Origin of the sequence: Dialister sp. UBA1703 (assembly GCA_002320515.1) — a bacterium.
Lineage (GTDB): Bacteria > Bacillota > Negativicutes > Veillonellales > Dialisteraceae > Dialister.
The window spans coordinates 417-14,810 of record DCJJ01000003.1; the positions used below are offsets into that span (position 1 = coordinate 417).

The 14,394-nt window shown below is 50.1% G+C and carries 9 protein-coding genes; 2 read left to right on the top strand and 7 right to left on the bottom strand.

Translation table 11 applies throughout. The features are described 5' to 3' along the window. Positions 1 to 138: 138 nt before the first annotated feature. Positions 139 to 837 (top strand): hypothetical protein, encoded by a 699-nt coding sequence (locus B2Y11_RS00025; RefSeq protein WP_291054418.1) that lies wholly within the window; start codon positions 139 to 141, stop codon positions 835 to 837. 28 nt (positions 838 to 865) lie between these two features. Next, positions 866 to 1,252: a rhodanese-like domain-containing protein gene (locus tag B2Y11_RS00030; protein ID WP_291054421.1), complete on the top strand. Its 387-nt coding sequence runs from the start codon at positions 866 to 868 to the stop codon at positions 1,250 to 1,252. A 795-nt stretch (positions 1,253 to 2,047) separates the two neighbouring features. Here the strand turns inward: B2Y11_RS00030 and B2Y11_RS00035 are convergent. The 7 genes from B2Y11_RS00035 to B2Y11_RS00065 form a co-directional block, all read right to left on the bottom strand. After that, positions 2,048 to 5,092, bottom strand: a complete 3,045-nt coding sequence (locus B2Y11_RS00035) for a hypothetical protein (protein ID WP_291054424.1) — start codon at positions 5,090 to 5,092, stop codon at positions 2,048 to 2,050. Continuing rightward, positions 5,052 to 7,496: a filamentous hemagglutinin N-terminal domain-containing protein gene (locus B2Y11_RS00040; protein WP_291054427.1), complete on the bottom strand. Its 2,445-nt coding sequence runs from the start codon at positions 7,494 to 7,496 to the stop codon at positions 5,052 to 5,054. Before B2Y11_RS00040 ends, B2Y11_RS00035 begins: the two co-directional genes overlap by 41 nt. A 642-nt stretch (positions 7,497 to 8,138) precedes the next feature. Beyond that, positions 8,139 to 9,869: a ShlB/FhaC/HecB family hemolysin secretion/activation protein gene (locus tag B2Y11_RS00045; RefSeq protein WP_291054430.1), complete on the bottom strand. Its 1,731-nt coding sequence runs from the start codon at positions 9,867 to 9,869 to the stop codon at positions 8,139 to 8,141. Between the two features lie 1,134 nt (positions 9,870 to 11,003). Next, on the bottom strand, positions 11,004 to 11,852 hold the full coding sequence (locus tag B2Y11_RS00050; protein WP_291054432.1) for a hypothetical protein: 849 nt from the start codon (positions 11,850 to 11,852) through the stop codon (positions 11,004 to 11,006). A gap of 16 nt (positions 11,853 to 11,868) precedes the next feature. Continuing rightward, positions 11,869 to 12,900: a 3-deoxy-7-phosphoheptulonate synthase gene (locus B2Y11_RS00055; protein WP_291054435.1), complete on the bottom strand. Its 1,032-nt coding sequence runs from the start codon at positions 12,898 to 12,900 to the stop codon at positions 11,869 to 11,871. Positions 12,901 to 12,905: 5 nt separating this feature from the next. After that, entirely contained in the window at positions 12,906 to 13,187 is a 282-nt protein-coding gene (locus tag B2Y11_RS00060; protein WP_291054438.1) for a TIGR04076 family protein, read from the bottom strand. After that, positions 13,166 to 14,005, bottom strand: coding sequence for a PfkB family carbohydrate kinase (locus B2Y11_RS00065; protein ID WP_291054441.1), 840 nt, complete (start codon positions 14,003 to 14,005; stop codon positions 13,166 to 13,168). Before B2Y11_RS00065 ends, B2Y11_RS00060 begins: the two co-directional genes overlap by 22 nt. Positions 14,006 to 14,394 lie beyond the last annotated feature (389 nt).

Genomic DNA, 14,394 nt, shown 5'->3' on the forward strand with positions numbered 1-14,394 from the left:
CCGCGCCGGTCCCGATCCCGACCGTGCCATAAGTCGCCCTCCACCACCTTTTGAACCCGGGCCGCCATTGGCGGCCCTCTGCCCCTTTACCATTCCCTTTCTCCCCATTATACTTAATACATAAGGAGGTCTTAACCTATGGCATTTACCCTCATCTGCCACGCCTGCGGGCAGAAGCTGACTTTATTTGACCTGGACGTGAAAAAGCGGAAAGGCACCGTGCGGTGCACCCGCTGCGGCGCCCGGATTTCCTATGATTTGGACAAAAGAAATATTCAGCAGTCCGGTTTCTGGGCTGCCGAAGAACCAGCCTTTGACAGCCGGGCCAAGAACCGGCTAGTGAACCAGCTGAAACGGGAAGAAGCGCGGAAAGAAAAGGCAGAAGGAAAAACAGCCTCCCCTGCCATCGTGCAGATGGAACAGAACCCTTCCCACCTCCGCGACTTCGACGAAAATCCCTTCAGCGCCAAAGCAGGCTTTGCAAAATTCGACCTGAAAACAGGACAGATTGTAGGCGATAAGCCGGAAAAAGCGCCCGCTCCCCTGCCCCGTCAGGAAAAGAACGGCATCACCTTTAAAGTGGTAGACCGGAGCCACCAGAAACGTACCATCCGCGCCGCCCATGCCGCTCTGCCTTCCATGAAAAATGAAGCGAAAACGGCAGAAAAAAACTTTACCCCGCCGCCCCGCATCGTCACCCGCACAGCCCACCGGAACATGCAGCTCGTCCGCCAGGCCGGCATGGCCCGGGCGCCCAAGGCACCGGTGAAAATTTCAAAAATACAGTCATTCTGGCAGAAGGTGAAAAACTTCTTCTCCTTCGGCCATCATTCATAAAATCATTTTTTCCAAAGGAGGAAATACCATGCACCACGCCATCTTCCTATGCTTCGCGCTCCTCATCCCCATCGTCTTCCTGGGCGGCTGTGCCCCCTCTGCCTCCGACGCCTACCACAAAATCACGCCCCAGGCAGGCTATGAAATGATGAAGAAAGAAGAAATCACCCTCATCGACGTAAGAGAACCGGCCGAATACCAGCAGGGCCACATCCCCGGCGCCCGCCTCATCCCGCTGGGCACCATCGACGAAACCATCAAAGACAAACTTCCGGACAAGAAAAAGCCCCTCATCGTCTACTGCCGCTCCGGCGTCCGCAGCAAAAAAGCAGCCATGAAACTGGTCGAACTGGGCTATGCCGACGTAAGAGACATGGGCGGCATCCTGGACTGGCCCTATGAAATAGAGAAATAGAGAGTCCCTTCTCCTGCAGGAGAAAGGGTCAAGGACGCGCCTTTGGCGCGAGGGTTCATAGGGTTCAGAAGGTTCAAAAGGTTCAGAGGGTGGTGGTAGCGGCTCCGCCGCAGATTATAAAAAAAGGGGCGCGGCTGACGCCGCGGGTTGTGTAGAAGGGTTGCGTCGCTTCGCTCAGGGGGTGACAGCGCCTGCGGCGCTGAAGGTGGCGGATTGCCGCTCTGCGGCAATGCTTATAAAGTCAGCGTTACGGGATTTGCTTTTCTGTGTCATAGGGCAAAATAACCATTCTGCTGAATTATCTGCCTTTGGCAGATACCCCCCTATCCGGCTGTGCCGGACTTCCCCCGCAAGCGGGGGAAGAATAAAGCTCTGAAAAGCAATCCTTTCATAAGCAGCTCACAGCATAGCGGGGCTTTATAGTCCCCTGTGGAGGTCCTGCATAGGACCTCCAAGTGGGGCGAAGTAAGGCGCCTAGCCTGCCCATTAAGGCGCTTTCCTTTTGCCGCCCCACCGAACTGCGGGGGAAAGGTGGTGCCGTAAGGCACCAAAGGGGGAGAATGCATTTCCTCGCCCGCAGGGCGGTTGTGAAGGTTTTATACAAACTTGGCGCCTTCAATAATTTAGAGGCGCCCACCTCCACCCTCTGAACCCTCTGAACCTTTTGAACCCGGGCGCCGAAAGGCGCTTGAACCCTCACGCCCGACAGGGCGTGTTCAAAGGCCCCTTTCCTCACATCAAAACCTCCTCCCTTGAAAAAGAGAGGAGGTTTTGATTGCCATCGTTTCAGGCTAATCAGTTGAAGTAGATGTACACGCCTTTGAGGTCGATGAGATCCAGACCCATTTCTGTGTAGCCCACATAGAGAGCTTTTTCAGAAAGGGACACGTTTTTGGTCTTATCGCCTGCGCGGACTGTTTCTTCTGCTTCCTTGTCCTGCGGATAGACTTTGAGGGAAACGCCGTTGTATACCAGTTTGAAGGTACCGCTTCCTGTTTCTGTGGAAAGGGTGGTGGTGAAGGTTCTTTCTTCATCAGGCACCTGGTCCGGTTCCGGCAGTCTCATGCCGGTGGCAGAGAGAACGAGTTTGTCTCCCTCTTCATTGTGTTCCACGCCATAGGTGCCATACTGGCCTACCTTTGCATCTTCCACGCGGAAGACAGGAAGAGATGTTTCGATCTTGTTCCGCGGGCGGTAACCGCCGCTGTGGGCCCATACATCAGGCTTCACAATGGGGTTGAAGGTGAGCTGGACACGACCGGCAGGATGGTAGATGTAGTTGCCAAGCTGGGTAACGTCGGAAACAAGCTGGCCGTTCACATATCCCTTAATGCCAAAGATCTTGTCAGCATAGGAAATGAGGTCTCCCGGTTCAACTCTGAAAGCAAATAGTCCTTTATCCCAGCTGTCGCCATTGACCAAATCATCTCTAGTGATTTTGGTCCAGGTCACATCGCCCAGAGTGGAGCCATTGCCTTCGGCGTAGATATAAATATCTTTGGGATTAACTATAGCTTTGCCCGGATTCACTGTACCAATTTCATAGTTCTTAGCTGTGTCACCAGTCAATTCAAATTTACCTGTCAGCTGATATGAGCCACCAACGCCCTGTGTCTTTACATCTTTGTCAGTGGAGTCAGTTCTAATGCCTCCGTTCTGCCAATCTCCCACTGTAATAGACGCAGAAGTATCACCATTAACAAGCTTATCTAACTTATACGTATATGGTGTCCATTCAGAAGAGCCATAGGTAGCACTAGTATCATCAATATTAATATTGAGTTTAGCCTTAGCTACGTCAATGGTACCGGTGGTAGTCAAATCGTAGTTCGCAGCTATATCAACATCATGTCCTTCTGCATCGATGATTTTCAGATTATCAAAGGAAACAGAGTCCTTGTACGTTCCATGGTCAGCTGTATTCCGATCTTTCTGGTTATTCGTATATGCACTGCCGGACTTGACGGAAGTATCATACGTGACTTTACTCCTATCGGCAATATTATTATCCTTTGGATTTGTTGGATCTGTCCAGCTAATCGATTTATCTCCATATACCTGATTTCCTGTTACGGTTATGCTGGCTTTTCTCTTGGTAATTTCAATCTCACCGTTCTTTTTGCCAAGAGCATAACCATTTGCTCCTGTAGTACCAGCGGCATAATCGACATTGATGTTGTAGAATGCCCTTTGGTTATCATTAGCCGTCTTATATGTTCCATCTGCTTTCACTTCATCACCTTTGGTACGGGTTGCTATTGCTTTAGCGCCATTGGTAGACCTTATCACATTAGAAAGACCTTTTGTAGAGCCGTTCTCAATATAATTGACATAATCTTCCTGAAAGTTAGTACTAAACTCACTTACATCCACAGGAGTTACTCCATCTGATGCCGTATAGGCTGCACTGACATTCACTTTCTTCCACGTATTATCAGCTAATGTATCACCATATGTTTTCTCATAGTTTCCGGCAGAAACAGTAATCACAGGCGTCACCTGGAAGATGAACTTGTTGCTGCTGGTATCAGTATAGGTGCCGATATTATGACCAGCTGCATTCTTGTCAGATTCATCAGTGGTAGATTTCCTAGTTGATTCCGAAGACCACTGTGCATTGGTTTTACTATCCAGATTGCTCCCCAGCTTGGTGTCATTATCACTGGGAGAAGCTACATAGACCTGCCAAGTGCCATCTTTGCCGGTGGTGATGGCATTTGTACCGGTGGTGTTATTCACCAGAGAGCCCTGGCTGCCCTGGGCATCGACGACCACAGCGCCTTGTTCAGCGCTGGCCGCAGCCAGGGTGCCTTCTGTGGCATTGCCGTCGTAATCCACGCCGGCGCCCAGGGTAATCTTACCTTTATCCCCGGTGGAGGTCAGGCTGATCTTGCCGCCGCGGGTAGTCGTTGTACCGTCTTTATTGGCAGCATTATAGGTATTGGACGTAATGCCATGAACTTCAATATCGCCGGAAGAGAGAATGGTCACGTTATCCTTGTATGTATCTTCCAGCGTGGTAGAAGTATCCGTTTCTTCGCTTTCGCCGGAATGGATTTCTCCGCCTACTTTGACACCATTTCCGGAGATATACAGTCCATGGTCGACATAGATAGTACCATGATAGTAATCGGTAACATTATTATTATCAGTTCCTACTGTCACTTCATTGTTACTTTCGATGCTTACTGTGTCCAGGGCCTTGGATTTACCAATATCTCCCTGCAGTTTGACTTCGCCAGTGCCAGAATTGATTTTCAGGCTGGAATTGGCAAGATTCTTTTCCTGAATAAAGCCCACGGTAATAGCGCCATCTATTGCCGCATCATCCCAGAGACTTGTTCTTCCATATCCTACCGTCAGGAATGGAGAACTGTTATCCGGCTGCCAGAAGATGGCTGTCTCTTTCGCATTTTCATAGCTGGACCAGTTTGTATAACCGTATACCTCTTTGCCTTTAGTATCTGATTTTTTTCCATCTACTGTAGATGCCTGAAATTTTGAATCCCTCATATCATAGAACAAAGTCCCATCGCCCCGACCTTCCGGACCGGTAACCCAGTAAAAGCCGGACTGATGAGTCGGATCTACAGGCATATTCTGATACGGGTTATTCTTTAAATCATTGTTTTTATCACGAATACCAGAGCCACGTCCACCAATGTATAAAGGCATTTGATAGTCCGGTGCATTCAGGGAGTTTTCCAGTCGTGTAGTCAGAGTTGCCAGATAGGTGTCACCTACTTCTGCGCCGCCTTTTGTCTCTCCCTGCGCCAGTTTTTCTGCAACAAACCAGTTGTTAATCATCAACTCTTTGATAATAGCAATTTTTTTCAGCATCTGTGTATTTATCTGGATCAGTTCCCTTAGAATAGTTAGTTGAAAACTGTTTTTGAGACTTCTGTAAAAAATAAAGATACTGCTGGAAAGACACCGCACCTTCTGTCATAATAAATGCTCTGTATCCCGTTCCGGCTTTACTAAAAACATACCACTGTACATTCTGCGTATTAATGGCTGAATCAGTATCAGTATAAGTCCATCCCGCCGATGCCGTATCACCCGGCTTTAATTCATGAAAAGCATAATGCTTTTCATCTTCTCCAAAGGTGTACGCATCTTTGGTATATTTATAGTTTCCATCTTTATCTTTTACATACACATACTGCCCATTTACCATTTTGGGTTTACCATCGGATCCCATTTCTCTCACATAGTTTACCCCTTCAAAATGGTAGGCGGGAACCAATCCCTTTGAAAGATAGTACTGAGGCGTATATTTGTATAATGGATCGTTTTCATCCGTAATGCTCGCCAAGGACTCAAATAATTTATTAAGTTTATCACTGTTCTCCGTATACAGGGTATAAGCATTGCCAGAATTTACAATACCAGTTACTGTAACCTCGCCATCACTCTTACCATCCTTTGCGGTTTTTGCGGTTGTATCAATGATCAAAGAACCGCCGTTCAGTCCAATTGACACTTCACCATTCAGCGTAACCGCACCGCCATTGGTAATAATCCTTCGATCACCTTTTTCACCGGATTCCCCAGAAGTGTTCGTATTTCCAAAGTGTGTTCCGACTGTGCCGGCATCATGATCTGCTTCACCGGTTAAGTTTCCGGTTATAAATCCATTAGAGCCACTAGATTCCAGTCTCACACCCTTTTCTCCTTTGCCACCACTGGCTGAGATGAAGTAGCCGCCGTTAGTTTCTATGTCTGCATCAATAATTACTGCACCGATTCCATCATTATTTGTGTTAGCATTCAGAATAACATTCAGTTTCCCACCATCGCTATTAGCTTTAATTTCCTTATGAACTTCAATATTTCTATTGACTTCTAAGGTGAATGTTGCTTCTTTCTTACTGCCGCCAACCGTGGGATTGATTTCAGAATTCAGAATGATACTGGCAGCGCCATTTGTAGAAGCCGCCTGAATCTTTACATCAGTACCATTGGTCAACATTTCATTGACAAAGCTTCCTTTGATCCAGGTTATCCCTACGCATGCCGAATCGGCATTGGCGCCATTACTGCCATCCTTATTAGGATCATTGTAAAGTACCTTTGTATCAGCAGTGATATCTGATTTACCCAAAACTTTTTTATCTGTTCCAGAAGCTAAACCAACCGTAGGATCATCATCATTGATATATACAGCCAGCGGGTCCAGCAACCATTCGCCGGCTTTGCCATTGACGCCCTTGGCATCAATATTCAGCCCATCTCCCAAATTCAGCACGTCGCCGGAGGTCTCGATCTTGCCGCCGTCCACATTACCGCGAGCCAGCAGGTTTGTGCCGTCGTGGACGATGGTTTTCCTGCCCATGACTTTGATATTTCCTGCGTCCTGGCCGTTTTCTGTGCCGGAGGCGTCAAGGATGCCGCTCACTTCGACCTGGCCTTTATCGCCGCCTTCTAGAAGGATCTGGCCTTTTTCGTTTTTGCGGAGGGTTCTGGCCTGGAGGGTGCCGGAGTTATTGACCACGGTGCTCATCACGTCGGAAGCGCTGTCGGCGGTCATGACGATGGTGCCGCCGTCGGCGGTGATGGTGCCTTTGTTGAGAGCGGAGGCTTCTGCGGTTTTGCCGTCTACGGTGAAGTTCAGTTTGCCGTCGGCGTCAGGAGTCAAAGTAAGGGTGTCAGCTGCTGCCAGGACTGCGGAGCCGCCGGTATTTGTGATGGTGCCGCTGTTTTCTACTTTGGCTGCATGGAGAGCCACCAGGCCCCCTTCGGCCTGGATGGTTCCTTCGTTAATGATTTTTCCATCAGAAACGCCGCCCAGATGAAAAGCACCGGTGCTGTTTCCGAATTCTTTCATGAAATTATCCTTCACATGGGCAGTGGAAGCCACCAGGCCCCCTACGTCGATGGAGGCGTTTTTACCGATAACCACGCCGTTGGGGTTCACCAGGAGCACGTGGCCATTAGAAAGAAGGCTGCCGTCAATGACAGACTGCTGATTGCCGGTGACCCGGTTCAGGGCCAGGGCGTCTTTTCCGGGCTGCTGGAAACGGACGGTTTCGGCTTTTCCTACGCTGAAGCCCGTCCAGTCCATGGCCATGCGGCCGGAGTCTTGGCGAATGGTCATTTCCTTGCCATTCTGGGTAACGGAAGCGGATCCGGAACGGACAACGCCTCCTTCCGGCATGGCCTCCACCGTAGATGCACCCAGAGAAAGGGCAGACATCACCAGCAGAGCCAATGTCTTTTTCCAATGTCCATATTTGTGCATTTTCGTATTCTCCTTATGTGATGAATTGATTTTGAATGTATTTGACAGCGCCTTTAGCGCTGGGGGTTCTTAATATTGACCGGCCTTTGGCCGGAGGGTTCTTAGGTTTGACAGCCCTTTCAGGGCTGAGGGTTGTGGAAACGGCTGTCGCCGCAGTTTATAGCCGCCTGACGGCGGAAAAAACCAAACAACCGGGCTTCGCCCGTGGAAATGCACCCCTTCTGTCTACGGCACCTCCCCCGGAGGGGGAGGTTTGCTCTATGCTTAACTTTTATCTCATACGTTATGAACCGCATTTCGGAGATTAGCCGCCTGCAGCGGCTTTTCCCCCTTTGGTGCCTACGGCACCACCTTCCCCCCGCTATGCGGTGGGACTATAACACGCCGAGAAGCAATCATTTCATAAGTATCTCAAGGCATAGTGTCGCTAGAACTTCCCCCTCCGGGGGAAGTTCCGCCGCAGGCGGGGATAGGGGTGCATTTCCAATGCCCCCAGGGCGGTTTGCATGTTTTGCCTTCGCCCGCCAGGGCGGTTGTATGGTTTTATACAAACTGGCGGCGCAGCCGCCTACCACCACCCTCTGAACCCTGTGAACCTTTTGGACCCTCTGAACCTTCAGGGAAGCTTCGCTTCCCTGTCCTTTAGAAATAGAATCCGCCGCGGATCCAGAAGCGGCCGTTGTTGTGGCTGGTGTCGGATGTGGGGTCTTCGGCGCCCAGTTTCCATGCGTAGTCGGCGCGGATGAACCAGTCCTGCCAGCGCTGCCAGATGATGCCTACGCCTGCGCCCTGGAGGTTTCTATGGTTCTTCGTACCGGAGTCTCCTCCGTTTCTATCGATCCACACGCCGCCGTGTTCTGCGTAGAAGGCGAGTTGGAGCTGCTGGTCGTGGGCTTCTACCGGGATGAGCCAGCGCAGTTCTGCTCTTGTGATGTATCCGCTGTCGCCGGAGCCTTCACTGGTGGGATAGGCTTTCACGCCGTAAGGGCCGCCCAGGGAGAAGTGTTCCGACGAGTCCAGAGGGGTGAAGGCGTACTGTCCATAAGCGGAGAGGAGGAGGTAGGATCTTTCGTTGATATTCTGGTGTCTTTCGATGCGTCCGCGAATCTTGGAATAATCGCCGTTGGTGTCGGGGTCGCCGGCCATCCAGCGGGCATAGATGTTATCGGAATGGAAGGCCCGGTTGTTGATATGGCCCAGTTTCCAGTCCAGACGCCAGTCTGTCATGCCCGCCGTATCCTGGTCATCGCCGTAGAGGGAGAGTACCAGGGCGTTTCCTGTCTTGTCGCCGTAGGTGGCATCATAGGCTCTGTATTCGTCCTTGATTTCACTGTGTTCGAAGCGGAGGCCGGTATACAGGTTATGGCGCCGGCTTCTCCGGATGGCATAGTCCAGTCCCAGAGAAGTGACCCGGGAGGTGCCTACGCCTTTATACATGGCCCATTCGTCGCCCATGTCGTAGTTGAATACGTTGTATCCTACGGTGAGCTTCAGGCCGTCCTTGGCAAGGGGCATGATGTAGTTGGTGCCCCAGTTGAACATATGACGGCCGGTGGTGGAAATGGATGCCATAAGGTGGTCCCCGTTTCTGGCGGGATTCCAGAAATCATAGTCCAGAGAGTATTCATTGTAGCCCATGGCCCGGCTGCCGTAGTTGTCTGCGGAAATGAGGCCGTGCTTTCCGATATAGGGCTCCACCGTCATGTCCAGTTTCACCGTGCCCGGCTGACTGCCCTGACTCAAAGCTACACGGGCATCGGCGCCGGCCATGTCGGACACCAGCCACACCGCTCTTTCCAGCTTGTCACGGGTCACATACTCCCCTTCCTTTACTGCCTGAGCCTGCTTCTCAATAGCACTGTCCCTGATTTTCGTCTTATTCGTAATGGAAGGGGTATCGAACCGTCCCACTTCCACTTTGTAATGAATGATGCCATCGGTCACATCCTGAGGCGGGATATAGGTTTTAGCCACAATGTATCCCTTTTTGCGGAAATACCGGGTAATCCTGTCCGCCCCCGCCTGGATATCCTGGAAGGAAAGTTCCTTTCCCTTCTGATCCGCCATAAGCGCCTGCAGGGTTTCTTCGGGGAAAATGTCCTGTCCCTCAATGACGAAATCTTTGACCTTCACAGTCTCCGTATCAGGCAGGTTCAGGGAAGGCGTTTCCACCGTCCTGTTTTCTACCCTGGCTTCCTCACTTCCCTTTGCAGAAGAAAGACGCTGGCGGTCACTCCATTCATTCCGCCTCATCATGGTTTCCGCCTGGCTTCGGCCTGACTCCAGGGCCGTACGGGTGGAATCAGTAATAGCCGGCGTCTCTGCCTGTGATACAACCGGCGCTGCAGCCAGCAGGGCCAATGCAAGGATCATTCTCTCTTTCTTCTTGTTCATGATGATAGTGTCCCTTTTTATTAATTTTACAAATGATTAATTTGCAGGTAAAGGAAGGGAATTGGATTTTCATTTCATGTAATTACGATAGGTATATATAATATATTGCATATAATATAACTCTCATGCATCATTATATATGTATTATACTATGTAATTTACAGCTATTTCAAGAAACCGGACGCTGAAACTTAATAGATTCCTATTTATTTATTTACTAAGATAAATGGGTTTTATTCGAGCTTTATCGATTTTCTTCATTCCAGTTCATCTTTCTTCGAACTTTATCGAGTATTATAGTTGATGTAAAGCACATATGCAAGCCTCATGATTACCATTCGGCATACTTAGATATATCTTTGTTTTAAAACTTAGTTACAAATATCCAAAAATATGATTTCATTTCTTGTCATACTCATGGGAAAGAAAGCCCTGTAAAATCTAACTATTTTCTATAATGATTTCTTAACAGCCGGGATAGTTTTCAATCCTTGTACTAAAGTGGATAGCCAAAGTTAAATAAATTACCTCCAATAAATAAGATAATTATATTTTTATTAAATCGAAGAACGTCATAAAAGAACCGATCGCTGCCCAGAAATCTTGAGCCGCATAACCTATCCTTTTGGCTTCTCCCCATCGCCACTCCGCGGCCCTCTCCCATAGAACGCAAAGGCGTTACACTCTGCCCTTCCCGCCGGAAACTGTCATCCCGGGAGAAAGGGAAGGGCAATCGGTGGGAGGCGGAAAATCCCGTAATCAACCCTTTCTATGACGGCCAGCGGTCATTTATCCCGATCTTCTCCCCATATAAAAAGGGGCTTTGAAAAAATATAGAAATGACACCGATGCCATTCCATCTCACTGTCATTTCGACGGTCGGAAGCGAAGTGGAGAAATCTCATTCCACGATAGTATAGACCTCATTGCGGCGGGAGATTGCGGGCTCAGAGCCTCAATAGAACAAAAGGCATGATCATCCATAACTACATGCAGTATCGCTCGAAATGACGTAGAGACAGGAAGCAGACTGTCATTTGGCTAATTTCCGTGAAAATTTATGTATACAAAAGGAGCTGTGAAAAAATGTAAATCATTTTTTCACAGCCCCTTTTATTCTGCTTTTATCTCTTTTTCATCCAGGGCAGGCGGTTTCTCTTTCTGCAGGAGAAGGAGTGTGCCGTGGATTTCCTGGTTTTTGATTTCTTCCGCTTCCCCTGCGGTAATGTATTTCCCGTCTTTACTGGTAAGGGCCACGTAGGCTTCTTTGGCTCCGCCGCCGCTTCGTTTGAAGATGAGGACGTTCCTGTCAGACAGAAGGTTCAGTTCCCCCGGTGACGCCACGAGGATGGGGGCGTGGATGACGGAGATGGACTGGTCCGGCTCCCAGCCCTCCTCTTTTTCTTTCAGGATAAGGAGGGTATCGCCGCCGGTGCCGCTGGTATAGGAGCCTTCTACCAGCACCAGGGCTTCCATATGGCCGTCGTGGTCCAGGTCCATGAAGTTATAGGAGTAACGAGTATTTTTCCAGTCCCTTTTCGGGATTTTGAAATAGGAAATCACCGCCTCACGGATGGCATCATTGGGCCTGACTTCAGCCTCCAGTGTCCTGTCCGCTCCCTTTTCTTCGGCTTTGGGCTCTTCTTTCTTCTCTTTCCCGCCGGTCAGGATATCCAGAATCTTTTGGAGCTTTTTATTTTTGGCCGCATCGTCGGATTTTAGGATTTCTCCCAGAACCACATCACCCATGGCTTTCCAGTCGAAATGGCTGTCCTTTCCGCCGCTCTGCCATCCGTCTTTTATCTGGTCAAGCAGGGTATCCATGTCTTTGTCTGAAATCTTTCCCTTTTCCACCGCTTTTTCTGCGGCCTCCAGGGTATCCGATGCTCCATGGGCCGGATAGGCGGCGGGCAGGAAAAGCAGCAGGGCTGCCGCCAGGGCCGCCTTTTGTATGTATTTCATGGTATCCCTCCGGAAATTATACCTGTTCTGCCAGGGAGAGGATCAGGCTGCGGCTCTTGTCCCAGCCCAGGCAGGGGTCGGTAATGGATTTCCCATACACCCCGTCTCCGATTTTCTGGTTTCCGTCTTCAATGTAGCTTTCAATCATGAGACCTTTCACCATATGACGGATATCGTCGGCGTATTTCCGGCTGGCCATGACGTCTTTGGCAATGCGGATCTGTTCCATGTATTTCTTGCCGGAATTATTGTGGTTGCAGTCCACTACGATGGCAGGATTCTTCAGATTTCTTTCGCCGTACATGTCCGCCACTTTCCGAAGGTTTTCATAGTGGTAGTTCGGCATGCTGGTGCCGAAGTGGTTCACGTAGCCCCGGAGGATGGCATGGGCCAGTGGGTTGCCGGTGGTATGTACTTCCCAGCCGTGGAAGAGGAAATCCTGCTCGCTCTGTGCCGCTTCGATGGAGTTCATCATGACCGACAGGTCACCGGAGGTGGGGTTCTTCATGCCTACAGGAATGCCGGCGCCGCTGGCAATCATGCGGTGGAGCTGGTCTTCTACGGAACGGGCGCCGATGGCGCCGTAGGAGAGAAGATCCGACAGGTATCGATGATTTTCCGGATAGAGGATTTCTTCAGCACAGGTGAAGCCCGTTTCTTCAATGACATGGACATGCATGCGGCGGATGGCCTTGATGCCTTCCATCATGTTTTCCTTGCCCTCCGGATCCGGCTGGTGAAGCATGCCTTTGTAGCCTTTGCCGATGGTTCTAGGTTTGTTGGTGTATACGCGGGGCACGATGAAGAGGCGGTCTTTTACTTCTTCCGCCACTTTGGCAAGGCGGCTGCAGTAGTCCAGCACCGCAGGCTCATTGTCAGCCGAGCAGGGGCCGATAATCAGGAGGAAACGATCGTCCTTCCCGGTCATAATGTCAGCGATTTCCTGGTCTCTTTTTTCCTTCAGTTTCTGAAATTCTGCTCTCAGCGGGATTTCCTGTTTGATTTCCATCGGTTCCGGAAGCTTCCGGATAAACTGCATCTGTTCCATAGATTTCACCCTTCTTTATGGTCTATTCTTTCGATTTTGAATACATTAATCGTTTCCACATCGGGACAGCAGAAAATGGCACTGCCCTTTTCCTGTCCCGGCTGGGGAATCTCCCCGCCGTAGCGGAGGATGTCTATATAGGGAAATGCCACATGCATCACCATGGGGCAGATCTGTCCCCGGTCTTTGTCAAAGTCCCAGGAGTCACCGGGTCTGTGTCCCCGGTGGCAGGGGCATTTCCCCAGCCTGTCGATACAGGTAATCTTTATTTTCGGTCTTCTCGGCATGAATCAAGCACCTCCAGACAGGACTCCACAGGAATGCCTTTGAAGGAATCCCTGCTGTTCCTGCTTAATACAATCATCTGACGGACCGCCATCATGGCCCGGTCTACAGAATCCATCATCGATACGCCGTCCATCACATTTCCCATGAAAATGGCGGAGAATATATCGCCGGTACCGGGGAAACGAACCGGTATCATGTCAAAGGTACGAAGGAAAAATTCGCCCCGTCCGCTGTCAAATCCGGCCACCGCATCGTTGCCGTCCACCTTGGCACTGGTAATGACTACGGAGCCCTTTCCCAGCCGGTGCAGCTTTCCCAGAAGGCTTTTCATAGCCACCCAGGAAAGGCCGTCTTCCTTGAAAGGCGCCCCTGCAATGAGAGCCGCTTCCGTGTAATTGGGCACCATGTAGTCTGCGTGGGAAACCAGTTTCCTCATGCCTTCCACCGTCCTTTCGGTGAGCCCGTTATACAGATGGCCTTCGTCCCCCATAATGGGATCCACAAAAATCTTCGTCCCCTTCTCCCGCTCCCGGCTGCAGTAATTGGCAATCATGGACGCCTGGGTAGGCGATACCATAAATCCGGTAGAAATGGCGTCAAAGGTAAAGCCCAGAGACCGCCACACCCCCATGGTGTTTCTCATGTACTCCGTGGTATCCAGAATCTCGAAGCGGCCATAGTCCAGCGTGTTGGAAACAAGGGCCGTAGGGAGATTATACACATGGTGGCCCATGTGTGTCAAAACCGGCATCATAGCCGAAAGGGCCACCTCCCCGTAGCCGGGAAGGTCATTGACCAGCAGCAGTTGTTTTCCCAAAATATCCCTCTTTCCTGCAAGTATGTGCTTTTATTTTATCACAACTTTGAAAAAAGCAGGTAAAAGAATATAATGTTAGTAAGTCATGCAGGAGCCGCTGCGGGGCGGTAAGACGTTAGGAAACTTGCTTTTGTGACTCCTTGGCTGCCCCGTCATTTCGAGCGGTGGTACGTGCCGGCATAAATCACATTTTTGTGGAGCCAGTGAAACGGAGCCGAGAAATCTCACCGCAGAATGCTGCCTGCGACCAGTCAGCCGACAATTAGAAATCTCCTCTATATTTCCCGTTTCCCCTTGAGGTGGCAAGGGAACCGGATTCGTAGGGAGCTGTAAGGCCCCTAAGGAAGCACTGATTCATTCATAGAGCCTGCTTTTATAAGAATTTTTAT